Raw genomic sequence first — 25,611 nt, forward strand, 5'->3', positions numbered from 1 at the left:
TATTTCACTCGGTAGTTTCTTGTAATACCTCGCTTGCAGTATTACTCTCAAAATCTTTTCTGAACTGACGAAATCGATTAAGAGTAGATACATCACCTATCGCATATTCTGCTATCATCCTTTTTTGTATTAAATTTAATTCTATACCTGCATCTCTGAAATCCTTATAAGAGGGTTCTACTAAAGCAGCCTTATAAACTATATCTGTAAATGTTTCCATATTCTTTTTAGCTACTGCTGCTTCTTTACCTGAGAACATCTCACCTTTTTGTTGTTTTTGGATTATATCATTTACCGTTAGCATTAAAGCATTAGGTAATAAATCGCATTGAGTCAATTCTACTAAGGATACAGGTTTAACTCTAACTCTTAATACTTGTGTATCTAAAAAGCCAGGTATTTCTATGACCTCTCCTTTTGTTTGTTCTGCTAAAGCCTTTAATTCTTGTAAACTAGTTGGTTGTAACATATAAATTCCTCCCTTATATTTCTTAAAATAAGTAAATTAAAAAAGCACTCCAAAGAGTGCCTTTAAATTAACCTTTACTCAGGTAATACATCTACTATTTCCATCTTATATGGTTTTTGACCCTGAGCTGGTCTACAATTTATTGTATAAGTATTAGCATAATATTCGCCATCCTTTAGTGATATAGGAACTGAATTACCTTTCCCATTAAACCATGTCATCTTTACATATCTTCCTGTTTCTCCGTCTGTCCCTACTTCAGCTGAATAAGTAACTACGTCGAATTTAGTTTTAGTAACAGAAGTTCCTATAGCTGGTGGCTCATAAGATTTAAAAGTCGTTTTATCTTCAGCATAAGTTAATGTACCTCCCTGCATTACATGTAATAATTCAGGGCAAAATACATTATCTTTAAATTCTAAATCATATCCTAACAGAACATTCTCTGCTGGAACATTAGCTACTATTCTATTCTTTATTTGTAAAGGTCTATCTTTTCCTTCTTCTACAACCTCTTTAGTTGTAACCTCATCAGCTGTATCAAAAGTAAAAGTTCTAGAAGTTTCTTCTTTAGTTATTATTTGAGTTTTCTTAACATCAGTTAAAGGTAATTGTGTTAATACTACAGACATTTAAATCCCTTCTTTCTTTTTTATTTTTCTATATGATAGTGAAGTTGTATAAGACTTTTTATCATCATCAATAACTATAGGTGTAGGATCATAAGCTCTTTTTATTTTCTTTATCTCTTTTAAAGCACTATTAACTTTCTTTAAATACATTCCTAACTCGCTGTATTTACCAATCGGATAATATATAATTACATCTAGCAAATCATTGCTAAAAGAAGTTCCTACTACATCCATTTCAGTGCTTTCTTTTAAAACTAAATAAGGACTTGAACATATTCCTTCGTGTTGACCGATTGAATACACATCAAATCCTTTTTCCTTTAAAAAAATATATATTTCTTTAAACATCTATAACTCCTATTTAAATATTATCTTTTCTAATCCTCTTATAGCTTGAGGACTTATTAAATCTATAGTTGGTTTAATTATTGCATATCTTTTTTCATTACATAATTCTAGCCATATACCATAATCAACTCCATGACTTAATTCTATTCTTATTGTTGAACCTTGCCATTTCCAGCTACTATTAATTCTTTGATGTGCTGCACCACTTCTAGGAGTCCATTTATAATTAGTCTTTGCATGAGCTTCCATTTTCTTAGCTACAGTATCACCATATAATCCAAGCGCTGCCCTCGTTTTTATTTCTCTTTCTGCTAATCCTCTCATGAGTCCACTAGCATCAAATTTAAAACCCATATTAGCACCTCTCCAATAGCATATCGAAATAAATATTAAGCCTATTTTGATTCCCTAAGTCAACTATCTTATACTTAGCACCATCTAATTCAAAATAGTAATTTTCTTTTATCTTAACAGTTTTTTCATCATAAATAACCATTAAAAACTTTTGCTTACTTCTTTTGACTTCGCCTTTGTCAGTAGTAACAGCACTTATCATATTATTTCCTTCATGATAGAATCCTTTAACAGAGCATACAAGTTCCTTTTCTCCAGGCTCTCCAAACTTATTTTTAGTATCTCTATAAATTTCTACATTAGTTGGAAACTTATCTATTACTTTCTTAACTTTAGGCTTTATTTTATTAGCTATATTACTCATTACAAACACCTACTTCCATTTGGTTTATACTTCCTAGCTAATCTTAACCAATACTGACTATTATTAGCTAACTGTAAACCACCTGGTAAACTTATTGAATCATCTTCTGCTTTTAATAGTAGACATTCATAAGTTGTTAAGTCTAAATCATTATTATTTTGTTTTAAATAATACTCTAACTCTTCCTCAGTAAAAAAGGGAGAGGATTCCTCCCTTAATCTTATTTTAAGTTCTTGAATTTCTCCCATATTAGCACCTATGCTTTCTCTATAAGTTCTATTAATTCAGCTTTAGTCATTGAAGAATATCCTTCTAATCCTTTTTCTTTTGCTATAGCTTTCAATTCATCAACTTTAAGTTCAGAATAGTTTATGTTTTGTGGGACTTCCACATCTTCGATAGATGAAGCTAATCCTTTGCTAGAGAGTTTTAGGCTTTAATACAGCAAATGCTTCCTCTTTTATTGGTAAGTAAGCTAACCTCATAGTAGCTTTTATAGCTATCATGTCATTCTCTGCTAATGATAATGGTTTACCATCTTCCATAGTAACAGATTGTAGAGTTGCTTCTGTTAATATGCTGAACTCTATACCTTCTCTTATACCTACTATAGACTTAGACCAGTCTGCTGCTATTAATTCTGCTTTTGTTTTATCAAATGCTCCATTTCTAACAAATGTTAATGGATTTTCATATAAAGAGTTTTCCTTCATACCCATAACAGCTAATTGATTTCCGTTAGCATCTCTTAAGCTTCTTAATTCTCTCTTTAATCCATAATGTCCAGCGAATCCATTAACATCTAAATTGTTATCTTCAACTGTGCCCATTAAGTCAGATACGTCTAGATCTAACAGTTGAGTATTTCTTGTAACTACATTTCCAGCACTAGTAGCAACTCCTAATATATTCTTTTCAAAAGGTGAATCAGTTCCGAATAAACAAGCCTTATCTATAGTTGTATAAAAAGCTTCTGCTATTTGCGGCTTTAATTCATTAAATACATCTATTGTAGTATCATTTAATTTTTCCTTAGTTACTGGTATTATTACTGCTATTTTTTTAGCTTTCATTTCTGGAAATATCCAAGAAGCTTTAGAAGTATTTATTCTTTCAGATTCTCCGACCCAGTAAGCTCCTGGTTTATCTGCCCAAACTTGAAACTTCATAGTATCAGATTTCATAGGTTTAACATCTGATAATTGTAATATAGATGAACCTCTAACTATTCCTTCCATTATTCCAGCAGCAGTTTCTACTGGTACAAAACCTTTTAAATTATCCTTTAAATACTTGTTATCTGCCATATTTAGCACCATCCTTTTTATTATTTTCTTAATGAATTATTACTTATAACTTCCATAAATGAAGTTTGACTATCTCCATCTGATGGATTGTTATTATTTCTTCCAAAGTTTCCAAGACTTCCTGTATTCCCTGGAGAAGTATCTAAATCAAATAAATAGCTATCTGATTGCTTTAAACCTTCTAATTGCTTTTCTAAACCTTCAAACTTACCTTCTTGATATTTTATTCCTTCCATATCAAGTAAAGCTTTCAGAGCCTTTGTGTTCTTGCATTTTGCATCCTTTAAAGCTGTGTCTAAACTGTAATTGAACTCTCTATCTGCTATTTCTTTATCTTTTTTCTCTAAATTCTGCTTAAGATCATTTATTACAGTATTAAGACCTTCTACCTCACCAGCTTTCTTTCTTATACCCTCTAAGTCTGTTTGAAGATTCTCTACTTGTTTTTTATATGCTTTCTTATCGTCATTAACTTTGTCATATATATCTTTTGATATAAAGTTACCATCATCAACGATTATTTTTTTATCTCCAAGTTTTGCTGTTACTTGTGAATATAAATCTTCACCTAATAATTCTTTTAAATTCATTCCCATTACCTCCTGTACTCTAATTTTGCAAATACATACTTAAAATAAAACTGAAAAAGCATAAAATTATCTTTTATGATAAAATATTCTTGGAAAGAAGGTGATTTTTTGATATTAAATCCAGATTGTGTAAGAGATATCTTATTAACTATTGAAGCAGGCAATTTAGGCGACTATTGGAATGTAAAAAAATTAGCATCTAAAATTTCATATTCAGAAGATGAAATTCATTATTGTTGCTTAAAGCTCGGTGAAGCAGGTTTTATTGATATAGAAACCCTGCCTCAAAGAGGTACATATATAAAAGGAATAACCTCTATTCATGATTTAACATTTTATGGTCATGAATTCCTTGAAAATATTAAAAATGATAATACTTGGAATAAGACCAAAGATATAGCTAAATCTGTTGGCTCTTTTTCAATAAATGCACTTAAAGATATTTCTGCATCTGTTATATCCAACTTAATAACAGCACAATTTCAATAAAAATATAAAAAGCACTTAATAGTCTAAATTAAGTGCTTTTTATATAAATTCATCTCCATATTCACTAAACCAACTATCTAGCTTACTGTTTAATTCTCCATCTATCCAATATCTAAGCTCTGTTCCTATTTCATCAAAACTCATAGGTATTTCTGGAATAGTTGTACATAATCCGTTTGGATGATCTAATGGTACTTCATTTACTTTAAATAGTTGTCCGTCTCTATCACTACATACAGGACATGTTCTTCCATGAATACCAGCACTTACCCACCTTATTCCTGTAACATAAGGATTCTTTTCGCAACTTCTTTTTTGTGATTGTTGGAAAGCGTGATTAACAGCTGTTCTAGCTAATCTTTGAGCATTGTAGTCTACTTTTTTACTTGAATTAGGATATACATTCGACCAATCCCAAGGCTTACTAGCATTAGGATTAACATATATCTCTAAATCTTTAGTTATTTCATAAGCAGTTTTCTTATTAGCGATACCTTCTGTAATTATATAATCTATGTCTTTATCAAACGTCTTAGTATATTGCCATATCCTTTCAGATAAGCCTTTACGGTCTTTGTAAGCTGTTCCATGTAATATTTCATCCATAGCAGCTTTAGGTATTTTAGAAAACATACTAGAAAAAGTATCTTTCATATTTAAGCTATACTGCTCGTTTATTTGCATAAAAAAATCTAGCTGTACATTGTTAGCTAGGTTCGTTGTTTTTTCTGTATTCTTTTTTATAACTTTTTCAACTTTATTATGGATGATCCTAATCTCTTTAGCTAATTCCTTCTGCAACTCTTCCAAGTATCTTTTAGTTAAGCTGTCTGGATTAACTTTATTAAGTTTCTTAGATAAATTCTTATACATATCATTGTATATTTGTTTTATCTGTTGTTCCTGCTTCTTAGCTAGGTTAAGTTTCTTTCTTTGAGCTTCTTCACATAACCTTAAGTAGTCTTTACTTGCCATTACTTAGTCACTTGCCAATCCTCTGCTAACATATCAGTTTGAGAAGCCAACCAAGGCACTCTATCCTTAGGCGCATCTAGATTATTTGTTTGTAAACCAGTTGTATCTATGTATATATAAGGATGTGTCATTTTACTATGTTCATTAGGTCTTTGTAATTCTATAAATATACCTTTACCATTCCAACCTTTTCTAGCTACTTTATACCCTTTTTTAATATACTCCAAAGCTATACCAAAATTAAAACACATATCTACTTCTACATTTACTGTCATTGATATTTCTTTATTCATCATCATCACCACCTATATTAGTTTCAAATTGACTAAAACTATCTTCTAATAATTGTTTTTCTAGTTGTATTTGCTTTAATTCTTCATCAGCTATTTCATCAGTAGCATTAGCCCATTTCTTCATATATGACTTTCTACTCATAACTTGAGAATTAACTTGCTGCATATCTAATGTCATTTCATTATCTTCATCTTCTTGTAATGGATATTGATTTTCTACAACTACATCAAAGTTTTCTATCTTCGGTAATGTAGCTATCTTATAAACTTCTGTCATTTCAAGAATAGCTTTTATCATCCACTCTAATGCAGGACCCCAAGCTTTCATTTTTTCCTCACACCTACTAATCAATTGCCAATATAAGGCCTTCATTGATTTACCAGATGTCATCATACCTTTTAAGTCTTGATTATTTATCATAGGTATATTTAAAACCTCATGCATATCTGATTTAATTCTATTAAGTGTATTTTCCATACGCTCATTATAGTTAAAATCAGTTTCAACAGTTCCTATCTGAGCTTGTTTTCCTTCACTCGCCGTTTTGTCTGTAGCAACATCCCAATAGGCTCCTGGTTTTAATTTAAAATGTTCAGATGCATCTGGATCTACATCTGTACCATAGATAATTCTATTCATACCTTTTTTAAGAGCATCTATATCTTCACTAGCTAATTTATTATAAGCTATTCCATTATCAAGTATCTCTTCAACATCACTCTCACCTTTTAAATCACCACTTAGGCCATCATTTAAGATAACATATGCTGGTATTCCAGAAAGTTTTAAGTCAATATTATCAGCCAGTATATCAACTATGTTTCCATATCCATCATAGATAGCTTCATTAAGTATGCATTTATTATCTACCATTTTATATTTCTGCTTCCAAATCCTCTGATTCTGCTTTTCTTTTTCAGCATTTAGCTGATGGAAAAATATTATCTTTTTAAGTTCATCTGCCTTATCTTCAAATGGTTCATATACAAACTCTAAACTAGGTATAAACATAACTCTTATATTCTTAGTAATTGTATCTGCATGAAGCTTTATAGCTATTCTTTTACCTATAAAACAATCTCTAGCACCTTTTATTAATTTCTCACTAAGTAAATTAGTTTTAAGAAGCTTTTTAATATATTTATTAATTTCTTCTGCTTGATCCTTCAATGTATCATCTTCAACTTGAACAGTAAATGTAGGTGTTTTACCAAATAAGAATCTAGCTTCTTCTTTTATCAACTTCTTAATATAGTTAGTTTTCTTTTTAGTTGGTACATAGTCAGTTTCATCACTTGCCCAATCTTGCCCTGGTCCTTCATATATATCATAAAGCCTTATAATTTCATTTATTTCTTTTATAACCTCTGAGCCATAAAGTCCACCAAGTTCAGCATTTATTATATTGTTTATCAAGTTAACACCTCCTATCTACTGTTAAATGTTCTTTTTAAGTCTGCAACTTCATAATCATCTAAGCCATACCAAATAGCACTAAAACTATGAGGATCTATATTAAATTCATCATAGATTATATTTCCTTTTGCATCTGTTGCATAAGTTAAGTTTTTAAGCTCTTTCACTACATCCTTACAAGCATCAGAGCAATAAATGTTTCTAAATCTTTTTATTTTCTTTGTATTTTGAAGTCTGCTTCCCGCAAACTTCTTACACTTTCTCATTTTAAACCCTTGCTGTTGATAATATCTAATTGTCTTTGGCTCTGCACAATCAGCAGTTATTAGCTTGCCTTTATAATCTGCTATCTCAATTGCTGTTTTATCATCTGTCATTTTATTTTTATAATATTGGTTAAATATATATAAGTCTTTGTTAACATCATCTATAACCATACTTATCAACGCATTATATGAAGTTTCAAAACCAAAGTCCATACCATACCTATACCACCGTTCAGATATTCCGCCTATTTGTTGTTGTACCCATTCATCAGGCATAACTTTAAACTGTGGTAACACTCTTGTACCATTAACACCATATCTACCAAGCCTAGCAACTCTATACAAGTCACTATCATATGCTTTCATCTTTTCAAGTTCTTCTATATAGTCTTGCGGTAAATAGAAATTATCATCACAAGTACTATGATGATAATATGTATTATTAGTTATAACCACTCTTTTGTCATATAGTTCATCATCACTCAAAACAATGTTGTCATTTTCTTCATCTATAAAATAATGTGAATATGTCCAATTAGCTTTTTCTACTGGATTAGTAGAACATATTATATGGTTAGTATCTGTTAAATGTCTTAGACGCCCCCTTAGTTCTTTAAATGCCGTATATTTACATTCGCTACATTCTTCTAGCCAAACTATAGATACACCATTTATAGATTTAAGCTTAGCTGGTTTATCAAGACCCTTGAAAATTATTTGTGAGCCATTAGGAAATAATATTTTCATAGGAGAACTTTTAAACCTTATTTCATCCTCTAATCCCATAACTGCAACTATGTCTTCAAATAGTGAATAACAAGAATCTCTTATAGTGTCATATACTTCCCTTACAACTAAGCATTTTCTCTTTTCTTGTTGAAGCTTAAGTAATATTTTAGTAGCAACATGATAGCTTTTACTGCTACCATATCCACCGACTAAGAAATAATCTTTATAGTCCCAATTAAAGATAAAATCCTCAAAATGGTCATTTACAGCAAAACTAACTTCTTCCATTTTGCTCACTCGCCCTTATTACTTTTATAGTTATATTGTTGTCTTTATTATCTCCACTAAGCTTTTTAACCTCAGCTCTAAGCTTGTCTATTCTTAGTCTTTGTTCCTCAGTTACTAATTCTAAATTAGCATTAACCATAGAATCATATTGTTTAATTAAACCTCTCAACTCTCCCATAGCTCTACTTTGAGCATTTAAGAAGGTTGATTGTCTATCCCACGAGAATTGGAACTCATATTCTAATTTAGAATCACCATCTGCTGTATACTCTTCTTTTTTAAGCTCTTTTATCATTTCTTCCTTAGACTCAACATACATAATTTTCTGTGCTCTTATTATAGCTGCATACTGTATTGTAATTTGCTCCCATAATATATCTAACTGGCTTTTCTCAGTTATAGTTTCCATAAGTTCTAGAGTTTCTTCCGGTAGATACTTAGAGAAAAATCCAAACTTCTCAGCATTTTTATTTTTAGGCTGACCACCTTTGTTACGTTTTTCTTTTGGAGTACTCCGTATTTCTTTTTGGAGTACTCCATTTAATTCTTCATTCCATTTATCTTTAACTTTCCAACCTGATACAGTCTTTTCTGATATATCTAAAATTTTAGCAATCTCTCTATTTGCAATAATTCCGCTATGCTCTTTATATATTTCAAAAGCTTTATCTCTATTTGGACTTCTTACCCTAGCCATATCACCACCTCGCTTATTCGTTTTGGGAATAAAAAAAGAACCCTACTAGAGAGTTCTTATCCAAGTATCCAACTTTTAAATTCTTTTACACCTTTATAAAACTTACTCCAAGAACTATTTTCTTCTAAAAATTGTTCTCCTTTTTCAGTTAAATAAACGCATCCATCAAAATGAGGTCTATTATCATAGTATCTAACCCCATCTATATATCCTTCTCTTTTTAGAAAATTAACATTATCATCGAATATTTCTTCATCTACTTCAAATATTGTTTCATCAAAGCGCAAATTTCCTTTTTCAATTTCTTTCAATATTGCATATCTAAACTTTTTCTTATTCATAAAAACACCTCACTTTCAAGTAAATAATTCTACTTAATTCGATGTTTTCCTTCTTTTTTCTTATTATTTATCTAAATATTTCAGGATTATCTTTTATAACTTGATACAACCCTTTGCTTATTTCATCAACTATCATTTCTTCGTCTTCGAGAATCAAATTTCTATCTCTTATAATCCCATGTAAAACTTCATGCACAAAGGTTTCTTCCTGTCTTTGTATAGACCTATCAGTACTTATTTTTATAACTAAATCTTCATAGTCTATAATTCCATTGCATACTTTATTATCTAATAATATTGCTTGGTCTGTTTTAATAACATCATATTCCATAGAACCTATTTTTATTTTATCTTTTATTACCATAATATACCTCCTAGTGCTATAATTTTATTAGCTACAACAAATTCTAACAAAGGATGTGATGCTATGGCTAAAGGTAAGTGCTCAGAAAAACCAGCCAGAAAAGGTCCTATGACTGTAAAAGTAAGTGGTCATACTAAGAAAGATGGAACTAAAGTCTCTCCTCATAAGAGACATACTCCAAAGAAATAGTAATAAAAAAGATAGATCTACCTCTTAGATTTATCTTTTTTATTACATTCATCCCACTTTTTAGGTTTCTTTTTCATTTCATCTTCATATAACCAAAGCTTTTTAGGTACTCTAGTAGGTTTCACTACTTCATCAAAATCCTTATAAACTTTCTTCTTCAAGTTATCATCTCCTGTGAAAATTAAAAGAGCCTAGTAATTAAATACTAAGCTCCTTGGAAGGAAAACTGCTATTGGTGTAAGTTGTAGGAGTTGCACCTACCAATACTACTACTTACATATTGACCAGAAAGGGGAATCCTGGTCTAAATATATCTATAAAGGTTATGGGGAGTATTTCTATAATACTATTAAAACACATATTTTCACCTTAAAAATCTTTATTTTGTAGACAAAGTGTAGTTAAAGTGTTGGTTTATTCTAAAATAATGGCAAATCACTATAATCTGGGTACATCATGCCCATTATTTTATATACGATTCTCTTCCTTACTGTATAACAATGACTTCTATCCATATGTAATTTCATACTTATGTATTTCATATTATTTTTACTCTTAGAATTATAAAATAAATCGAAAAAATTTGTTTCATTAGTATCTAAACTTGTTAAAGCATTTTCTATTTTCATTTTCTCAATTTCTTTATTTAACTTGGTTTGCATTAACTTTCCTACTCTTTTTTCTTTTGCTATAACTTCATTCTCAACTGATCTATTTATGTTATAAGTTACGCCTGTTCTTTCATCATAGCTTATAGCTCCACATCCCCTATAGTCATTCTTTTCTTTTTTTATATCTAACTCTAGATTATTTATTTGCATCTCTAAGTATTTATAATTATGTAGTTTCCCTTCTACTTCTCTAAATAATTTTTTCTTGTCTAAACTCATAATCTCACCCCTAAAATTATATTTCTTCTATGGTTACTTCTACTCTTGGATTATCACTAAAGTATTTTTCTACATTCATTTCTACAACTTGAGCATCATCTTTATATGCTATTGTATTTAAGCTATCTGCTATTAATTTTAATATATTGTCTCCATCCGGCTTTTTACTTGGTCTTAATATATTTAATAATTTATCTTGTTTTTTCTTCTTAGAATCGCTTTTAGCTATTGAATAATATGCTTTAATACTCAATCTTACATAACTGTCAAAAAAGTGCTTAACTTGTGACCTATATAATAGTTTTATATAGTCCTCATACATCCTAGTTTTATCTGTAGTGTAAGCTCTTCCTGTATTTGTATTAAATCTAGGTCTATCTTTCCCTACTGGTTCTCCCTCTATCGTAAAATCAACTTTCATTTTTTATCTCCCTTGTATTATCCTTTAGTAATCATTATCAACATATTTAGATAACAATAATTGTTTTATATTTAAATCATTATAATATGAATCATTTTTGTAAAGATGGCTATAATACATATATCTTCAATTTCAAAACCGTCTATAATTATTTTGCGCATCTAATTGTTCCAGCTAACTTATAATGTTAGCTGGTTTTGCTTTTTGGATAGAAAATCGTTGTTTTATTATCATAATAAACTTTCTATACTAATTCCTAATTCATCTGCTATCTTCTTTATTGTATAAATACCTGGATTCTTATTTTCATTATTTAAAATCCTATATATTCCACTATGATGTACTCCTGTATCTTTTGCTAACTTATGTACACTTATATTTTTTTCTTTAATTATTTGATTTTTTTGTCGCTTATGCTCACTTTTTACTACTCTTTCTGCTATAATTTATATACTCTAATTTTATTAATACGAAAGGAGAATTTATTTTGGATAAAAAATCTTTTACAATGCTAAGCCTATTAAAAGATCATGATTCTCTTAACTACGATCAATTTTATGTCCTTGTTAGAGGACTCTGCTTAGAAGGTTTTTCTGGAAGAATTTCATACCTTTTGAATGAAAATCTAATAGAAAAAAGTGATCCTTTTCTATCACAGGAAGAAAGAGAAGATTGTACAGTCTCTCTTAGGACAAAATATAGAATTACACTAAAAGGTATTCAATATCTAGAAAATAAAAAAAGTGAAGATAGAAAGTTTAAAATCCAGTCTGTCTATGTTCCTGTTTTAGTTGCATTTTTGACATCTATTGTAACTAGTTTTCTAACACTTTGGATAACAAAATAACCGACATACTTGTTAAAATTGAAACCAGTACACTCAATGTGATTGATACTATTATTGGTTTCTTTTTAATTAAACTTTTTATTCTATCGTTCATAATATCCTCCCATCATTAAATCATCGTTTTATTTTCTAATCCTTTATTTCATAGCCCCAATCCAAAGTATCCATTAAATAATCATAAACTTGTTTTTCAATATATTTTTCCTTTTGCTCTTCAGTCATTCCTTTTGTATCTTCATCACTTATTTCTATTTCAGTAGTGTAATTATATCCACCTACGCTAAATCCCAATAAACTTGCACTTAATTCTATCTTCATAGCTAACCCTCCTTAAATTATTGTTTTATTTGCATTACGCTTCAGCTTTAAGCCAATTCAATATTCCTAACTTCCATCTACAATCTCCGCAATCTTTTGGATAGTGATGTGTACCATAATAAACACAATTGTAACACCCTATGCTATCCCAATCCTCTCTATCCTGATTGTTTGTTTTATCTATCCATTCTGCTAATTCTTCATCCGTCATACTTCTGATTTTATCAGCATTCGTCATACTAAATTCTCCCTTTCATTACCTAAAATAAATCTTTATGTATTTGTTTATACTCTTTAAGTCTTATTTTCTTCCTAATAGTTATTTCTTCTAACGTTGTATTTAAAGCTCTATATAAATTCACTATAGGTGTAAGTACAATAGTTAATAAGACTATAATAATAAGCCCAAAAATCAAGTTATCCATCTAATATCCACCTCTAAAATATGTTTTTTATTCTGCAAAATGTCTTGCATACTTGGCTACTTCTAATTTACCTTGCCAAAATGCTAGCTCTTTTTGTAACTTGCTCTTTTCTCTAGTATTATTAGTTTTAGTTAAGAGTTTATTTGTTATTGACATTTCGTTTTTACAAGTAACTATTAATGTATCTAGCATTGCTTTTAGATTTTCTAATTTCTCTCTATCACTCATATATACACCACCTCTAAAGTTCTGTACTACATAATAAATAAGGTTTTTCAAAGTCACCATTTTTTACTATTTGTTCTTCCATAGTTATACATTTCCAAACCTGTCCAAAACTCCATTGTATACTACCAATATACTCTTTAGTATTTAGCTCATCTAAATCCCCCAATTGTTTAATTGCATTTTCATCTGCATGTATCCACATACCACCTTTAACGGACACTTCTTCTATATCAACATCTTCAAATCCATACTCTTCTTCATACCATTTTTTAGTATCTTCAAGACTCCATTTTGATGCTATAAACTCACTATCATATATTTTATAAACTTTTATTTTTTCTATCTCCATAACAATCTCCTCCATCTAACTAAATACTGATTTTATTTGTTACTAACTAACCTTTGTGACCATTTCCCATTCTTATAAATTTTTGTGTAATGTTTAGTCCCGCAATGAGGGCAAGTAGTACTTCTTTTCTTATAATTTTCTAATAAGTAGAATTGTCTATGACATTTAAAACATTTCCAATGAGGATGATATTTGAAATCCTCACCAGTTTTTTGATATTCTAGTACTTGGTCTTTATCTTCAACTACTATTTTTTCTAATACTACTTTTATGTAATCCATAATCTCACCCTTTAAAAACCTTATTTAATTACCACTTTTCTTTTTCTAATTTCTGATTTCTAACATCATCCAGCCACTTCTTTCCATACTCTATATTTTCTTGTTTAATAATCTCAGCACATTCAATACTACAAGTTGGAATATATGCTCCTGACGTTTCTAGTACTGGATAAAACTCTATTTCTTTGCCTTCTATTTTTCTTTTACAATTTGAACATAGATAACTATTTTCCATAATCTCCATCACCTACTTAAACTCATCACCTGTTACATAAAAATAACATTTGTCTTTATACTTAATCTCTCTTTCAAAATCTTTACTAGTGCTTATGACTAATAAGTCTTTTATTTCACCATTTTTCCCTTCAAATACCTCTGATGCTGCTTCTCTCGTAACTGTTATATTAAACTCATGCCCATGTTCTATTATTCTTTTTAGTAGTTCTGTTGCAACATAAAACTTATCTTGCATTTCTTTATTTCTAAATTCTTTATTCTTAGGAAATTCTATAATATTTCCTAGAAGTTTTAATTGCTCTGATTTCTGCATTTGAAACTCCTCTTTTCACTTCTAATCTATAGTTCTAAGTAATTTAAAATCCATGACTAATAATTTACTTTTTATATCATTTGGTATGTCTGGTGCAACTGCATTACTTCCCCTTAAATATTCTTCTAACTCTTCTAGTTCTTTAAAACTATCTAATAATTTAGTTCTATCTACTTTACATCTTCCTCTTATATTAGCCATTTCATATACAACTAGATATTCATAAGTTTTACTTTGTTCTTCAAGTTCTTTAACATCTTCTTCTATATATTTAGAACCTATTAATTCATTATCTATTATAGGGTTTAAAGTTTTACATACTTCATATAATGCCGACTTGTAGTCACTTTTATCTGCAAAATAAATAGCATTATTGGCCACTGCAAAAGCTTGTTTTACATTATCTAAACTTAATAAATCTATTTTCATATTTCCCTCCAATTAAAACCCATCTTTTACTTTATATATCCAAGTCTTTTTAGATCTTCTTCCATCGTAACCTTCCAGCTTTCACATGCTTGTTTCCAAGTAACATTACTACATAATAATTCTCCTGGTATTAAACCTAATTCAAACTCTAAATCGCATCTACTCTCTACTGATAACTCTATTTTATCGTAGTTATTCATATAGAATTGTTGCGCTGTATCTCCAAACTTTAATGCCATTGCTTCCCAATCACATATCATTTGCATTATGTATTTATATGGCATCCTTTTACATTTATTTGTTATCGGGTTAAACCAATGATTCCAATGATGTTTATTTCTTTCGTAATGATCACACCATGCGTACTTAAAATATACTTTACATCTTCTATTTCTTTCTTTAAGTTTATCAAAATCTACATCTTCTATTTTGTTATCCCATTTTTTTATAAATGATTCTAATTCTTTCCCTTCTTTCCCATAGAACCATTTAGCATATGGTACAAACTCACTAGGTCTAAATTTACTTAAATCATGAGTAAATGCATGTAAGTATAATCCTCTTTTCCAACAAGTTTTAAACACATTCTTCTTATGTTCTAATACATATGTCAAGTATCCAAAATAATTTGTTTTCATATTATCTCCTCCTATATCTCCTGGAGCATGAAGCCCCAGGTTATTTTTTGAACTACTTCATTTTTAATCAATAGTAGTAAAAGACTTTTACTACTATGACCATATAGGTTAATCTATAACAGTTATAACAATGCAAGACCCATTGACATTTATTGTTTCATATTGGTAAGGGTCTACTCTTTTAATTTCTACTCCTTCTCTATTTTCTAACTCTCTAACTAATTCCTTAGTTGTTATTTCTCTTAAATCTTTCATACTTTCATCCTCCATTTTCTTATAATTTAAGTATTCTGCAACATCATTCAAGTCACTAAAATACTTACCACCATTTCTTTTAACCATTTTACCTACTTGGTTAAGTGATCTCCATTTACCATGTTCCCATGTATCACCATTTTGTTCATATGCTAATAAACAAAATACTGTTTTGTCTGGTCTTTTATTGCTATCGTCAATAACTTCAGCTATTGAATATACCCCAGTCATTCTTGGAGTTATTACATATAAGCAATAATCACATATCTCTCTTTGTCTTATTTCCTCTTTCATGCATTCTTCTGTCCAATCTTCAACAACTGGATTGAAATAATCTATTTTTAATAATGGAATTAAAAATTCTCTCCACTTACTTTCATTACATGTACCACCTAAAAATACTTTCTTCATACTTTCATCCTCCATTTTCTTCGTTTAAAATCCAACTTTACTTTGCTATTGATTATTATTTGAGAATAGGCATTTAGATTAGTAATATGATCTTTGCCTACTCTCCTGTTAATTTAATCATTCTAATCTAACTAACTTTATTTTTGTATAAAATCTCCATTAATTTATCAATTACTAAAATCTCTTCTCCCAATGATTTTAATCTTCTTGAAACATTACTTTGAGGTATCCCTATAACTTCACCAATTTCCCTTTGAGAATATCCTCTCTCTGTCATTTTAACTATAGTATTAATATATTTAATACTAGAATTATTAGCTCTTATATTTATTAAGTCAATTCTATCATCTTTGATTTCATCATTAATTGATATCATATCTAATAGTGTTAATTCATTAGAATCTCCATTATTATAAATTGTCTTTTCAAAATTACATGTATTATTGCTATAATGCTTATTAACATATCTTGTTGCAAAATTATGCATATAACTTTTTATATAAAGTGTAGCTATAGTAGAAAATGCACCTTTGCTTTCATCATGATTTTTAGCTGCTTTAAATAGCCCTATGCATCCTTCTTGGTATAAATCATCAACTAAGTATGGATATATTGATTTAAATTGCTTATAGTATCTATTTATTACATAATTTACAAGTTTAATATTTTCCTCAACTAATCTATCTATTTCTTCTTTAGTTCTCATTTTATTTCTCCCCATTCTATATTAAGTTTTATCTTATTTAAGTGGCATATTAAAAACCATTTCTTGCTTTATTCTACATTTCTTATCCATGTAATCTCTTTGTGAGCCATCTTCTATAAACTTATGTATGTAATCAAGAACCTTTATAGCTCTTTCTCTACTCTTGTAAACTCCTATTACTGTCATAGTTCCAAATGCACTTATTCCTTTTACCATACATTCATCTACTTTTACTTCCATATATCTTCCTGCTGCATCTCTTTCTTGGCTTCTTATTATTATCATTTGTTCAATCTCCCCTATATTTATTTAGTTTTCTTTAGTTTCTAATGCTTGTATTGCCTTTTCAAGTTCTATATAAGCTTCACTTTTATAGCCACAATTCTTACCTATAAAATCAAGAATATATTCTAACTCTTTAATCATATACTTACCTCCTACGAGTATTAGCTTCCATAAACTCTATGATTTAATTCTTTACCTTGCATAGTTACTACATAATCTTTACTCATTTCATAGATTCTACTTCCTATAGCTTCATCAATATCTAATAGGTTTTCTACTGTCTTTTCAGTAGTAATTATCATAGGCAGACTTTTAAAGTACCTATAATCTACAATTTCATAAATTATACTAATGTCAGATTCAGTTATTCGACCTTTAAATAGATCGTCTATAAGTAACACTTGGGCATTTTTATATTTTCGCATTTCTCTTTGATAATTTTCTTCATCAGTTATAGATTGTTTTAAGTTGGTTATAATACTCCTATAGGGCATATATATAACTCCTATGCTCTTATCTAGTAGGTTATTGGCTATAGCCATTCCTAAATGTGTTTTACCACTACCTACTTGTCCACTGAGTAAACATGAATTTCTACGAACTGCTCTAATATCCTCAAAATCTTTAGAGTAGTTTTTTGCTGTTAAAAAAGCTTCCATCGTTTCCATGCTTTTGTCATACTTATAGTTTTCAAATCTTTTATTTCTAAATTCCTCACTTATTCCAGATGCTTTTAGTTTTTCTTCTGCTATTCTTAACTGTCTACATTCACAAGATCCATAACTTCCATTCTCTAATTCTATAAAAAGCATATCTCTGCATTTATCACACTTATATTTACTCTTCTCTAGCTGCTCTTCTGCATGCTTCAAGGAGTTCGGTCCTTCTTGCTTCTTGACTTTCTCTATCATCATTTGAACTCTCTGTTTCAGTATTTCTTTCTCTTCCTCTGACATCTGACTTCACTTCCTTTTGATTTTTCCTTTGCAATTGATAGGCTTCTAATTGTTTAAAAGTTTTTATATTTGCATCTAACCACTGTTTAATAATTCCTTTAACGTATCCAGGATTACACTTTCCATTATCTGTAGCTATCTCTATTGCTCTTTTAAATAACTTAGTATCTATAGTTTCAGATATTTCTATAATCCATTCTGCTGTTATACCATTTATTAAACCTAAGTTTTGCTCGTATAACTTACTAAATTCTTTTAAATTATTATTAGAATTATTCACAGATATACCTACATTTTCTTTTTCTGTATCTATATCTTTTTCTTTCTCTAACTCTATCTCTATCTCTTTCTCTATCTCTATCTCTATCTCTATCGGACAATGTCCGGACAGTTTAGGGACATTGTCCTCTTTCTGTCTTTGCAATCTTTTTTTCTCTGCCCACTTAGTTTCACTACCAACCATGTTTTGAAGTTGAGATATGAATATTTCTCCATTTTCTAATATCTGAACTAATCCTATTTTAGTGAAAATATCCATAGCTACTTTTACGGTATCTAATTCAGTGTTAGTTACTTTTGCTAATGTTTTAGCATCGTAGGGAACTAATAAACTTCCAACATTCCTTATTAACAGTCCGTTTGTTTTTAGAGATTTTAAACATAGTTTTAGGTAAAATAAGCAATAATCTTTTCCATTCTCTTGTTCCTCAATCCATGCTATTGCATCTTCTTCAAAGAAATCTTCTTTTAACTTTAACCAATAGTATTTTTTATTACTATTTGCCATTCTCTCACCTACTTGCTTTATCTTTAGTATGAATTTTGTACTACTAGCCATACCATCAAAGCTATGATTGCATCAACTAGCAGTACCATATATATTAATTGCATTTAATATCTCCTTAATTTGAATCTTATTATTAGAAGTAAGAGTAAGTAGTATACTCCTACTTCTTTTATGAAGATCACTTTATTCCCTCGCTTTTTCATATCCAGTACAAACAATGTCATATTCAGACTTGGTAAGATTAACTACATCTTTACCAAATTTCTTAAATACTTGCTCTTGCACTTTATTTTTATCTACTCCTGCACTACTAGCTATAGCATATAATCTTTTTAATTGCGCATCTGATAATGGTTTAGTGATATTGTTAGGACTATTATTTTGATGATTATTAACTCCGTAAGTTGCAATATTCGCATCATCATCTACACTTTCACATATTCCTAACAACGCTCCTAACTGGTATCTTTTCATATATGTTATTATTGAGCCTCTTTGCTGTGCATCATCTTTTTGAGGTTTCATTTTCATAATTTCAGTTTCTAATGATTCTCCACTTTCATGAAGTAAAATGGTCTTTAAACACATATTGCCATCATTATCTGAAAATGCATTTTGCATTATAGCCAGTCCATTTTTAACTAATAAAGGTCTCGTTACTTCTAATATTCCATCAAGCGTAATATAATTTGATTTAAAGAAAGGATTTGTAGCATCCGGTGTCATGCCTTTAAATTCTTTCTGAAACTCTATAAAGCTTTTGTATAGTTTTTGCATATTAATATTCTCCTACTTTATAGTTAAGCTATAGCTCTCTTCTGATAATCTACAACCTTCAATCAAATGACCTTTTTTCATGAAATCTTTTATAGTATTTTTATCTATCGTTACTACTTCTTTAGTTGTTTTATATAAATCTGGTACTAATTCTTCACTATCTATAATTAAGCTTAGCGGCTTCTTTCTTAAACCTATTGAACCAAGTTTTGTTTCAATCTTTTTCTTTCCAGTTCTTTCTAAGCATTCTCTTGTATACTCTTTTAACCTATTTAGCTTATTCTCTTTAGATTTTCTATTATCTGCTAGTCTCTTTTCTTCTTCCTTTATTGCATTTATAGTAGATTCATAATTCCTAACTGCCGCTATTATATTTTCTGATTTTCCTTCTATCATATCTTCTATTTGCTCTATTATTTGAGATTTCATATCTTCATTTAATTCAATGTCTTCAACTTCCATAAGTTCTACTAAATCATTAGTTAATTCATAAAGACTAATACTTTTCATTGATATTTCCTCCAAAGTTTTTTATAATATAATCAGTTTTAAATTTTTACTTTTTATTGAATTGAGGGGTTTTGCAGAACCTCTCAATTCTATCCATGTATAGAAATAGGTAAATCATCAAAAGGTATTTCTCTTACTCCTGTACTTATTTCATTTTCTAAAATTTCATCAATCTTTTTAATAGTTGACCTTGCTATAACTTTCATTCCTTCACAGTATCTTATATCTGCTTTCCTTATTGATGCTATAATCTTATCTTCTTTGTTATCTAATAGGCTTTTTTCATATTCCTCTTGAAACTCACTTGCTATTTTTAGATGATTATTTAATGTATTTCTTACTTCTAACAAACTATCTACTGTATTCATTTATCTCAGCTCCTTTACTTTCTTATATCTTTTTAAAGTGTCAAATTTTTTATCTATATCTTTACCTCTAAATTCTTCTACAAAAGCTTGTAGTATTTTAATAGACATTTAACTCAACTCCTTGTCCAAAGTTCTTTTACAAAGAATTGCTAGTTATTAGCAACTCTAGGTTGTAACTTACCTTCTTTGTATAACCTTGTAGCTATTTCAATATTAACCTTTACGCATTCTCTTCTAAATGCTTCTTTTTCTTCCTCTGTTTCATTAGCAGGTACAAAGATTCTTATTATTGCTCTCTTTGTTTTCTTTACTTCACGTAATTTATATTCCCTTTCCATATAAATGCACCCCTTAGTAATTTATGTCTTATAAAATTTGTCCTATGATTATAATGTTTATTTTGTTTTTGAGTGTTTTAATTCTATATAATTAATTCTTCGATGCTTACTTCTAAATAATCTGCTATTTTCTTTACTGTATAAACTCTTGGGTTTTCAATATCGCCTCGGATTATTCTGTATATGTATCCTGAATCTTTCATGCCTATTCTTTCTTCTAAAGCACATGGTTTTATATTTCTTTCTTTTAAAATTGTCCTCAGATTCTCACTTATTTTAATCTAAATCACCCACTTTCTAATTAGGTTATATTTTATAGACTTTTTGTATCACCAGTTTGTTATGCTATAATTGGAATATTTTCCAATTTATTGAAAGTAAAGGGGGTGATTCCATGTCTACTCAAGCTAAAATACATTGTTTTAATTGCAATTGTAATTATTATGTTTATTGGTCAGGTATATCTAGGGATAAAATCATCAGTTGTCCACATTGTGATGCTGAAATCGATGATAAAATGTGGAATATGATAATAAATGCTCTTGGTACTGTTAATGATGTCAACTACCACTTTAGAAAATACCATGATGAACGTAGTGAAGATTTATTCGAAGTATCTATAGAGAACTACCATGTTCCTTTTGAAAAATTTAGATTTGATGATTAGTCAAAATCTCTTCAATTAAATCTCTTAATATAGTCGGAGTACATTGTAAGTTATGTTTTTCTATAACTTCTTTAAAATCTCTGACTATAATCTTAAATTTTTTAGTACCTCCCAAAAATATAACCAAATTCTTATAATTCTTCATTTATTTACCTCCTACGCCCATTGGCTACCTATTTTAGTTTGTTTTGTTATACCATTAGACTTACTGGCTTCAATTTATTTATAAAGTATATTTGACCTTTTCCTGTTACCTTTGGTGTCTTACTTATACTTATATGACCATCTGAATGATTTATCGTAGTTTCTTTTATTTCAAATAAACCTTGCTCCATTGATTTTTGAGTTGGCATATTATAATCAGCACCTTTTCTTTTTATCAAATATCCATTCTCTCTAAGCCATTCGAAAAATCTCTTTTGACCTGTATTTATTCCATTTTGTTTTAGTATCTTTGCTAGTTCTCCTACTAATATTGATGTTTGACTTGCACTTACTGCATCTGCAAATATTGCTTTTGGTTTTAACTCTTGGTTCTCTAGTTGTAGCTTCTCATTTGTTTCTACTTGCTCAACTAATTTTATAAGTGCTTCTTTATATGTAGTTGGTAAGTTATTTTTAAGCTTGTTTTCCATATCTTCAAATTTAATTACATATGTAGCTGTAAATAAAATTCCTTTTTCTCCTGTCATTTTATTTGCTACCATATCACAACCTTTTCTAGTTAACAGGAAACATTTTTCTTTTCTTCTTTCACCTTGATATGTACTTTCAATAAAGAAAACTTGAGAATCCAATCTTGGATTTTCAGATTTATTTAGCGCTTCTATATATACTCTTATATCTCTCATTAAATGAGAATGCTCTTTCCCTATTAATTCTGCGACCTCCCTACTTTCAACCAAAAGTTGATTATTTTGATTGATAACCGTTAAGTTGTTCATTTTATTTCCTCCTTAGTTTGTTTGTTGCATTTTTGGGATGCCGTTTGTAAAAAAAATTTCTACTGGATTATCAATTTTTAATATATTTGTCATTTTTATAACTTCGTCTAATGTAAACTGAGTTCGGTTATTTATCTTTGAATTAAATGCTTGTGGTGTTATATCCAATATTTCTGCAATTTCTTTTTGAGTATAATCTTCCTCTTTTAATTTTCCTTTTAATTTTCTAAATCTCATTTCCTTATCACCTCCGTTGCATATTTGGGATAATTCAATATTACCATCCATATATATGGGTGTCAACTCAAAAATGCAACTTTTTTTTATTTTCTTTAATTTTTTCGTTGCCTTTATGAAATTTTACTTTATACTAATACTTAGGAGGTATTTTATATGGAAAATGAAAATTTAAATTTTATGAGTGAAGTTATGAATAAAATAAAAAATAGACGTAATGAATTAGATATATCTTATCAAGATCTAGCTAATAGAACTGGTTTAAGTAAATCTACGCTTCAAAGATATGAAACTGGTTCAATAAAAAATATGCCTATTGATAAACTAGAGCTAATAGCTAATGCTTTAGATTTATCTCCCGCATATCTCATGGGTTGGGAAGAAAAAGAAAATACTAAAAAAATTAATCAAAATAAAGACTCTATAAGTATCGAAGAAGAAAAATTACTACATAACTTTAATAAACTTAATGATTTGGGTAAAAAGAAAGTTATTAACTATTCAAGTGATTTGAGTGAGATTGGTAAATATTCTAATCAAGAATTTAAAATTGAAACTATGGCAGCCCATAATGATCATTTAGACAATCCTGGTGAAATAGATAAAATAATGCAAGATTTCGAAGAAATGGATAAATGGTAGAGTAAATTTAAGGGGTTTATGAATATACTGGAGAAATTATATCAAGAGGCATATGATGAGAATATAATAGTTAAAGAAGTCTCTCTCAACTCTAATTCTGATGGACTGTACAAAGATTGTAAAATTGCTTTAAACAAGAATAAATTAGATAATGATAATGAAAAAATATGCGTTCTTGCTGAAGAACTGGGGCATCACTACACTAGTTATGGAAATATAATTGATTTAAAAGATATATCCAATTTAAAGCAAGAATATAAAGCAAGAGAAATAGCTTATAATAAACTTGTTAGTTTAAATAAACTTGTTGAAGCATTCCATGCTCGATGTGAAAACAGATACGAATTTGCTGAATATTTGAATATTACAGAAACATTCTTAGATGAAGCATTAGAGTATTATAAAAATAAACATGGGCATTATGCTAAGGTTGGTAGGGATACGATTTTCTTTACTCCGAGGTTTTATATTTGCACAGAAATATAAAAGACTAGGTAAATTGAACTGAACCCTACTTACGTAGAGAGTTTTAATTTTCGAATTAACTACTCAATATGCGTATTTTAGTATATTATTATGAGTATATAGGAGGTGATTTCGATGTCATTTGATGAAAAATTAATATTTTCAAATAGATTACGACAAGAAAGAGAACGCTTAGGGTTAATGCAAAAGGATATGGCTCAAAAACTTGATGTCCCTCCCAATACTTATAATGGCTATGAAACAGGTAAAAGAAGTCCTAATCTAGAAGTTGCAAAACATATCTCTGATACTTTAGATATTAGTTTGGACTATCTTCTTGGTCGTACAAATGAAAGAAATCCTAAAGTGAAATTAGATAAAGGGATAACAACAATAGCTGCACATAGAATCAGAAATATAGATAGCCTTCCTGATGAGGCCATCGAAAAGATAAATGAATATATAGAGATGGTAAAGTTAAAGTACAATAAGTAATTAACGAATAGTTTAAAGTTTTTTAAGGGGGACATAATATTGTTAACGCAAGACGATTTTACACAATTAATGCAACATTTTAAAACTTTTGAAGATAATTCACCAATAGTACTTCCTGATGATGGTGGTAAAATAGCTCGTAATCTTCATAGTAAAAATTCAAATGATCAGTTTATACTGAATATAGAAAGAGGGAGAATTGACTTAAAAAAAGTTAAATATCAAACTAGGGATAAAGCTACAAATACAGTTCTATTAAGAATAGATACTAAAGGGCCTCGCCACCTTAATCCAGACGGAGAATTTATAGAATGTCCTCATATACACATATATAAAGAAAATTACGGAGATAAATGGGCGATACCTCTTGATGCTACTATCTTTTCTGATTTTTGTAATTTAAGTAATCTTTTAAGAGATTTTTTAATATATTTTAATGTACAAGATATTCCAACTATTCTATCAGTCGAAAAAATGGTATAATTTAACTAAAAGGGAGGTGTTAATATGAAAGAGTTAATTGATAATTATTTTAATTGGTTAAAACAAAATACTATTATCAATAAAGTTGGAGAATATACAGAGATTACAACTCCATTCTTAGATAGACATAATGACTGTATACAATTTTATATGAAAAAGACATCAGATAATAATATAATCTTAACAGATGATGGTTATGTTTTAAGCGACTTAGAAGATTGCGGTTTCACTTTCAATACTCCTAAAAGAAAAGAATTATTAAACAATATTTTACTTAACTATCATATTAGACTTGAAGATGGATGCCTTACTACTTTTACAGATATAACTAATTTCCCATCAAGGAAACATTTTTATATACAAGGTATAATGTCTATCAATGATTTATATGCAACTAATAAATCTAATGTCTCCTCTTTATTTGCAGAAGATTTTGTTGATTTCTTAGACAACAACGATATAGGATATAATGAAAATGTAAAACTAACAGGTCAAAGTGGTTTTGACCATAATATAGATTATATGCTTGCTGGACTAAAAAAGAAAAATATACCTGAAAAATACTTAAAAGTAATAAATAATCCTAACAAAAGTAATACTGAAAGTACACTTTTTACATGGAGTGATTTACAGAATAGTAGAAAAAAAGACAACCGAATGTATGTTATTTTAAATGATACTAATACAGAGGTTAAACCAGAAATACTTTCGGCATACAAAACATATAACATTAAACCATTGCTTTGGTCTGATAAAAATGAAATATTATCAAATCTTAAAAATGTTATGTAGAGCAG

General features: G+C 29.1%; 52 protein-coding genes. 9 read left to right on the forward strand and 43 right to left on the reverse strand.

Annotated features, from left to right (window positions below; genetic code table 11):
* Positions 1–4: 4 nt before the first annotated feature.
* The 9 genes from JNUCC81_RS11330 to JNUCC81_RS11370 form a co-directional block, all read right to left on the reverse strand.
* Positions 5–469: a hypothetical protein gene (locus tag JNUCC81_RS11330; RefSeq protein WP_454093565.1), complete on the reverse strand. Its 465-nt coding sequence runs from the start codon at positions 467–469 to the stop codon at positions 5–7.
* 74 nt (positions 470–543) lie between these two features.
* Positions 544–1,101 (reverse strand): hypothetical protein, encoded by a 558-nt coding sequence (locus JNUCC81_RS11335; RefSeq protein ID WP_454093566.1) that lies wholly within the window; start codon positions 1,099–1,101, stop codon positions 544–546.
* Positions 1,102–1,449: a hypothetical protein gene (locus JNUCC81_RS11340; RefSeq protein WP_454093567.1), complete on the reverse strand. Its 348-nt coding sequence runs from the start codon at positions 1,447–1,449 to the stop codon at positions 1,102–1,104.
* Positions 1,450–1,458: 9 nt separating this feature from the next.
* Entirely contained in the window at positions 1,459–1,803 is a 345-nt protein-coding gene (locus JNUCC81_RS11345; RefSeq protein ID WP_454093568.1) for a hypothetical protein, read from the reverse strand.
* A gap of 1 nt (position 1,804) precedes the next feature.
* Positions 1,805–2,167 (reverse strand): hypothetical protein, encoded by a 363-nt coding sequence (locus JNUCC81_RS11350; protein ID WP_454093569.1) that lies wholly within the window; start codon positions 2,165–2,167, stop codon positions 1,805–1,807.
* A complete protein-coding gene (locus JNUCC81_RS11355; RefSeq protein ID WP_454093570.1) occupies positions 2,167–2,415 on the reverse strand; it encodes a hypothetical protein in 249 nt (82 codons plus the stop codon). The genes JNUCC81_RS11350 and JNUCC81_RS11355 overlap by 1 nt, the downstream gene beginning before the upstream one ends.
* Positions 2,416–2,423: 8 nt before the next feature.
* The gene (locus tag JNUCC81_RS11360; protein ID WP_454093571.1) at positions 2,424–2,558 is read right to left on the reverse strand and encodes a Rho termination factor N-terminal domain-containing protein; all 135 of its coding nucleotides are present in this window, start codon (positions 2,556–2,558) and stop codon (positions 2,424–2,426) included.
* Between the two features lie 28 nt (positions 2,559–2,586).
* Positions 2,587–3,474 (reverse strand): phage major capsid protein, encoded by an 888-nt coding sequence (locus JNUCC81_RS11365; RefSeq protein WP_454093572.1) that lies wholly within the window; start codon positions 3,472–3,474, stop codon positions 2,587–2,589.
* Between the two features lie 20 nt (positions 3,475–3,494).
* Positions 3,495–4,064: a phage scaffolding protein gene (locus JNUCC81_RS11370; protein ID WP_454093573.1), complete on the reverse strand. Its 570-nt coding sequence runs from the start codon at positions 4,062–4,064 to the stop codon at positions 3,495–3,497.
* A 75-nt stretch (positions 4,065–4,139) separates the two neighbouring features.
* Here JNUCC81_RS11370 and JNUCC81_RS11375 point away from each other — a divergent pair, with 75 nt between their 5' ends.
* Positions 4,140–4,553, forward strand: a complete 414-nt coding sequence (locus JNUCC81_RS11375; protein WP_454093574.1) for a DUF2513 domain-containing protein — start codon at positions 4,140–4,142, stop codon at positions 4,551–4,553.
* Between the two features lie 39 nt (positions 4,554–4,592).
* Here the strand turns inward: JNUCC81_RS11375 and JNUCC81_RS11380 are convergent, their stop codons facing one another.
* From JNUCC81_RS11380 to JNUCC81_RS11410, 7 genes are all read right to left on the reverse strand, one after another.
* Positions 4,593–5,528: a hypothetical protein gene (locus JNUCC81_RS11380; protein WP_454093575.1), complete on the reverse strand. Its 936-nt coding sequence runs from the start codon at positions 5,526–5,528 to the stop codon at positions 4,593–4,595.
* The gene (locus JNUCC81_RS11385) at positions 5,528–5,821 is read right to left on the reverse strand and encodes a DUF2829 domain-containing protein (protein WP_454093576.1); all 294 of its coding nucleotides are present in this window, start codon (positions 5,819–5,821) and stop codon (positions 5,528–5,530) included. The genes JNUCC81_RS11380 and JNUCC81_RS11385 overlap by 1 nt, the downstream gene beginning before the upstream one ends.
* Positions 5,814–7,238 (reverse strand): phage portal protein, encoded by a 1,425-nt coding sequence (locus JNUCC81_RS11390; RefSeq protein ID WP_454093577.1) that lies wholly within the window; start codon positions 7,236–7,238, stop codon positions 5,814–5,816. Before JNUCC81_RS11390 ends, JNUCC81_RS11385 begins: the two co-directional genes overlap by 8 nt.
* Before the next feature lie 11 nt (positions 7,239–7,249).
* Positions 7,250–8,521: a PBSX family phage terminase large subunit gene (locus JNUCC81_RS11395; RefSeq protein WP_454093578.1), complete on the reverse strand. Its 1,272-nt coding sequence runs from the start codon at positions 8,519–8,521 to the stop codon at positions 7,250–7,252.
* On the reverse strand, positions 8,508–9,218 hold the full coding sequence (terS, locus tag JNUCC81_RS11400; RefSeq protein WP_454093579.1) for a phage terminase small subunit: 711 nt from the start codon (positions 9,216–9,218) through the stop codon (positions 8,508–8,510). The genes JNUCC81_RS11395 and terS overlap by 14 nt, the downstream gene beginning before the upstream one ends.
* A 56-nt stretch (positions 9,219–9,274) precedes the next feature.
* Positions 9,275–9,559 carry a YjcQ family protein gene (locus tag JNUCC81_RS11405; RefSeq protein WP_454093580.1) on the reverse strand — a complete coding sequence of 95 codons (285 nt, stop codon included), beginning with the start codon at positions 9,557–9,559 and terminating at the stop codon, positions 9,275–9,277.
* Between the two features lie 67 nt (positions 9,560–9,626).
* Entirely contained in the window at positions 9,627–9,923 is a 297-nt protein-coding gene (locus JNUCC81_RS11410) for a hypothetical protein (protein ID WP_454093581.1), read from the reverse strand.
* Between the two features lie 63 nt (positions 9,924–9,986).
* On the opposite strand from JNUCC81_RS11410, the gene JNUCC81_RS11415 reads away from it, so the two are divergent.
* Entirely contained in the window at positions 9,987–10,112 is a 126-nt protein-coding gene (locus tag JNUCC81_RS11415; protein WP_454093582.1) for a hypothetical protein, read from the forward strand.
* A 17-nt stretch (positions 10,113–10,129) separates the two neighbouring features.
* On the opposite strand, the gene JNUCC81_RS11420 is transcribed toward JNUCC81_RS11415, so the two are convergent.
* From JNUCC81_RS11420 to JNUCC81_RS11435, 4 genes are all read right to left on the reverse strand, one after another.
* Entirely contained in the window at positions 10,130–10,273 is a 144-nt protein-coding gene (locus tag JNUCC81_RS11420; RefSeq protein ID WP_454093583.1) for a hypothetical protein, read from the reverse strand.
* Between the two features lie 258 nt (positions 10,274–10,531).
* Positions 10,532–11,002, reverse strand: coding sequence for a hypothetical protein (locus JNUCC81_RS11425; RefSeq protein ID WP_454093584.1), 471 nt, complete (start codon positions 11,000–11,002; stop codon positions 10,532–10,534).
* 16 nt (positions 11,003–11,018) lie between these two features.
* Positions 11,019–11,423 (reverse strand): RusA family crossover junction endodeoxyribonuclease, encoded by a 405-nt coding sequence (locus JNUCC81_RS11430; protein ID WP_454093585.1) that lies wholly within the window; start codon positions 11,421–11,423, stop codon positions 11,019–11,021.
* A 230-nt stretch (positions 11,424–11,653) separates the two neighbouring features.
* Positions 11,654–11,869 (reverse strand): helix-turn-helix domain-containing protein, encoded by a 216-nt coding sequence (locus tag JNUCC81_RS11435; protein WP_454096395.1) that lies wholly within the window; start codon positions 11,867–11,869, stop codon positions 11,654–11,656.
* 62 nt (positions 11,870–11,931) lie between these two features.
* Between JNUCC81_RS11435 and JNUCC81_RS11440 the strand changes: the two genes are divergently transcribed.
* Positions 11,932–12,270: a hypothetical protein gene (locus JNUCC81_RS11440; RefSeq protein WP_454093586.1), complete on the forward strand. Its 339-nt coding sequence runs from the start codon at positions 11,932–11,934 to the stop codon at positions 12,268–12,270.
* A gap of 129 nt (positions 12,271–12,399) precedes the next feature.
* Here the strand turns inward: JNUCC81_RS11440 and JNUCC81_RS11445 are convergent, their stop codons facing one another.
* From JNUCC81_RS11445 to JNUCC81_RS11540, 20 genes are all read right to left on the reverse strand, one after another.
* Positions 12,400–12,588, reverse strand: a complete 189-nt coding sequence (locus JNUCC81_RS11445; protein ID WP_454093587.1) for a DUF7167 family protein — start codon at positions 12,586–12,588, stop codon at positions 12,400–12,402.
* A gap of 34 nt (positions 12,589–12,622) precedes the next feature.
* The gene (locus JNUCC81_RS11450; protein WP_454093588.1) at positions 12,623–12,826 is read right to left on the reverse strand and encodes a hypothetical protein; all 204 of its coding nucleotides are present in this window, start codon (positions 12,824–12,826) and stop codon (positions 12,623–12,625) included.
* A gap of 22 nt (positions 12,827–12,848) precedes the next feature.
* A complete protein-coding gene (locus JNUCC81_RS11455; protein WP_454093589.1) occupies positions 12,849–13,013 on the reverse strand; it encodes a hypothetical protein in 165 nt (54 codons plus the stop codon).
* 27 nt (positions 13,014–13,040) lie between these two features.
* On the reverse strand, positions 13,041–13,241 hold the full coding sequence (locus JNUCC81_RS11460; protein ID WP_454093590.1) for a hypothetical protein: 201 nt from the start codon (positions 13,239–13,241) through the stop codon (positions 13,041–13,043).
* Between the two features lie 13 nt (positions 13,242–13,254).
* Positions 13,255–13,590 (reverse strand): hypothetical protein, encoded by a 336-nt coding sequence (locus tag JNUCC81_RS11465; protein ID WP_454093591.1) that lies wholly within the window; start codon positions 13,588–13,590, stop codon positions 13,255–13,257.
* A gap of 32 nt (positions 13,591–13,622) precedes the next feature.
* Positions 13,623–13,871, reverse strand: coding sequence for a hypothetical protein (locus JNUCC81_RS11470; protein WP_454093592.1), 249 nt, complete (start codon positions 13,869–13,871; stop codon positions 13,623–13,625).
* Positions 13,872–13,899: 28 nt separating this feature from the next.
* Positions 13,900–14,106, reverse strand: a complete 207-nt coding sequence (locus JNUCC81_RS11475; RefSeq protein ID WP_454093593.1) for a hypothetical protein — start codon at positions 14,104–14,106, stop codon at positions 13,900–13,902.
* Between the two features lie 12 nt (positions 14,107–14,118).
* Complete coding sequence (locus tag JNUCC81_RS11480) at positions 14,119–14,421, reverse strand: hypothetical protein (protein WP_454093594.1); 303 nt, start codon at positions 14,419–14,421, stop codon at positions 14,119–14,121.
* A gap of 21 nt (positions 14,422–14,442) precedes the next feature.
* On the reverse strand, positions 14,443–14,850 hold the full coding sequence (locus JNUCC81_RS11485) for a hypothetical protein (RefSeq protein ID WP_454093595.1): 408 nt from the start codon (positions 14,848–14,850) through the stop codon (positions 14,443–14,445).
* Positions 14,851–14,876: 26 nt separating this feature from the next.
* Positions 14,877–15,488 (reverse strand): DUF5662 family protein, encoded by a 612-nt coding sequence (locus tag JNUCC81_RS11490; protein WP_454093596.1) that lies wholly within the window; start codon positions 15,486–15,488, stop codon positions 14,877–14,879.
* Between the two features lie 108 nt (positions 15,489–15,596).
* A complete protein-coding gene (locus JNUCC81_RS11495; RefSeq protein WP_454093597.1) occupies positions 15,597–16,154 on the reverse strand; it encodes a BC1881 family protein in 558 nt (185 codons plus the stop codon).
* 127 nt (positions 16,155–16,281) lie between these two features.
* Positions 16,282–16,860 (reverse strand): sigma-70 family RNA polymerase sigma factor, encoded by a 579-nt coding sequence (locus JNUCC81_RS11500; RefSeq protein WP_454093598.1) that lies wholly within the window; start codon positions 16,858–16,860, stop codon positions 16,282–16,284.
* A gap of 33 nt (positions 16,861–16,893) precedes the next feature.
* Positions 16,894–17,145, reverse strand: a complete 252-nt coding sequence (locus tag JNUCC81_RS11505) for a hypothetical protein (RefSeq protein ID WP_454093599.1) — start codon at positions 17,143–17,145, stop codon at positions 16,894–16,896.
* Between the two features lie 161 nt (positions 17,146–17,306).
* Complete coding sequence (locus JNUCC81_RS11510) at positions 17,307–18,059, reverse strand: ATP-binding protein (protein WP_454093600.1); 753 nt, start codon at positions 18,057–18,059, stop codon at positions 17,307–17,309.
* Positions 17,983–18,939 (reverse strand): phage replisome organizer N-terminal domain-containing protein, encoded by a 957-nt coding sequence (locus tag JNUCC81_RS11515; protein ID WP_454093601.1) that lies wholly within the window; start codon positions 18,937–18,939, stop codon positions 17,983–17,985. Before JNUCC81_RS11515 ends, JNUCC81_RS11510 begins: the two co-directional genes overlap by 77 nt.
* Before the next feature lie 132 nt (positions 18,940–19,071).
* On the reverse strand, positions 19,072–19,665 hold the full coding sequence (locus JNUCC81_RS11520; protein WP_454093602.1) for an ERF family protein: 594 nt from the start codon (positions 19,663–19,665) through the stop codon (positions 19,072–19,074).
* A 12-nt stretch (positions 19,666–19,677) separates the two neighbouring features.
* Positions 19,678–20,175 (reverse strand): siphovirus Gp157 family protein, encoded by a 498-nt coding sequence (locus JNUCC81_RS11525; RefSeq protein WP_454093603.1) that lies wholly within the window; start codon positions 20,173–20,175, stop codon positions 19,678–19,680.
* An 89-nt stretch (positions 20,176–20,264) separates the two neighbouring features.
* A complete protein-coding gene (locus JNUCC81_RS11530) occupies positions 20,265–20,543 on the reverse strand; it encodes a hypothetical protein (RefSeq protein ID WP_454093604.1) in 279 nt (92 codons plus the stop codon).
* A 149-nt stretch (positions 20,544–20,692) separates the two neighbouring features.
* The gene (locus JNUCC81_RS11535) at positions 20,693–20,881 is read right to left on the reverse strand and encodes a hypothetical protein (protein ID WP_454093605.1); all 189 of its coding nucleotides are present in this window, start codon (positions 20,879–20,881) and stop codon (positions 20,693–20,695) included.
* Between the two features lie 83 nt (positions 20,882–20,964).
* The gene (locus tag JNUCC81_RS11540; protein WP_454096396.1) at positions 20,965–21,162 is read right to left on the reverse strand and encodes a helix-turn-helix domain-containing protein; all 198 of its coding nucleotides are present in this window, start codon (positions 21,160–21,162) and stop codon (positions 20,965–20,967) included.
* 113 nt (positions 21,163–21,275) lie between these two features.
* Between JNUCC81_RS11540 and JNUCC81_RS11545 the strand changes: the two genes are divergently transcribed.
* Positions 21,276–21,548: a hypothetical protein gene (locus tag JNUCC81_RS11545; protein WP_454093606.1), complete on the forward strand. Its 273-nt coding sequence runs from the start codon at positions 21,276–21,278 to the stop codon at positions 21,546–21,548.
* On the opposite strand, the gene JNUCC81_RS11550 is transcribed toward JNUCC81_RS11545, so the two are convergent.
* From JNUCC81_RS11550 to JNUCC81_RS11560, 3 genes are read right to left on the reverse strand one after another with little or no spacing between them, the layout of a single operon-like run.
* Entirely contained in the window at positions 21,532–21,693 is a 162-nt protein-coding gene (locus tag JNUCC81_RS11550; protein WP_454093607.1) for a hypothetical protein, read from the reverse strand. The genes JNUCC81_RS11545 and JNUCC81_RS11550 overlap by 17 nt on opposite strands.
* Positions 21,694–21,739: 46 nt before the next feature.
* Positions 21,740–22,492, reverse strand: coding sequence for a phage regulatory protein/antirepressor Ant (locus JNUCC81_RS11555; protein ID WP_454093608.1), 753 nt, complete (start codon positions 22,490–22,492; stop codon positions 21,740–21,742).
* A gap of 12 nt (positions 22,493–22,504) precedes the next feature.
* A complete protein-coding gene (locus tag JNUCC81_RS11560; RefSeq protein ID WP_454093609.1) occupies positions 22,505–22,780 on the reverse strand; it encodes a helix-turn-helix domain-containing protein in 276 nt (91 codons plus the stop codon).
* Between the two features lie 105 nt (positions 22,781–22,885).
* Here JNUCC81_RS11560 and JNUCC81_RS11565 point away from each other — a divergent pair, with 105 nt between their 5' ends.
* The 5 genes from JNUCC81_RS11565 (at position 22,886) to JNUCC81_RS11585 (ending at position 25,606) form a co-directional block, all read left to right on the forward strand.
* Complete coding sequence (locus tag JNUCC81_RS11565) at positions 22,886–23,371, forward strand: helix-turn-helix domain-containing protein (RefSeq protein ID WP_454093610.1); 486 nt, start codon at positions 22,886–22,888, stop codon at positions 23,369–23,371.
* An 18-nt stretch (positions 23,372–23,389) separates the two neighbouring features.
* Complete coding sequence (locus tag JNUCC81_RS11570; protein ID WP_454093611.1) at positions 23,390–23,857, forward strand: ImmA/IrrE family metallo-endopeptidase; 468 nt, start codon at positions 23,390–23,392, stop codon at positions 23,855–23,857.
* A 114-nt stretch (positions 23,858–23,971) separates the two neighbouring features.
* A complete protein-coding gene (locus tag JNUCC81_RS11575) occupies positions 23,972–24,331 on the forward strand; it encodes a helix-turn-helix domain-containing protein (protein ID WP_454093612.1) in 360 nt (119 codons plus the stop codon).
* A 39-nt stretch (positions 24,332–24,370) separates the two neighbouring features.
* The gene (locus tag JNUCC81_RS11580; protein ID WP_454093613.1) at positions 24,371–24,814 is read left to right on the forward strand and encodes a DUF6978 family protein; all 444 of its coding nucleotides are present in this window, start codon (positions 24,371–24,373) and stop codon (positions 24,812–24,814) included.
* Positions 24,815–24,838: 24 nt separating this feature from the next.
* Positions 24,839–25,606, forward strand: a complete 768-nt coding sequence (locus JNUCC81_RS11585) for a DUF1829 domain-containing protein (protein WP_454093614.1) — start codon at positions 24,839–24,841, stop codon at positions 25,604–25,606.
* The last annotated feature ends 5 nt before the right edge of the window (positions 25,607–25,611 follow it).

The organism is Faecalimicrobium sp. JNUCC 81 (assembly GCF_053667625.1).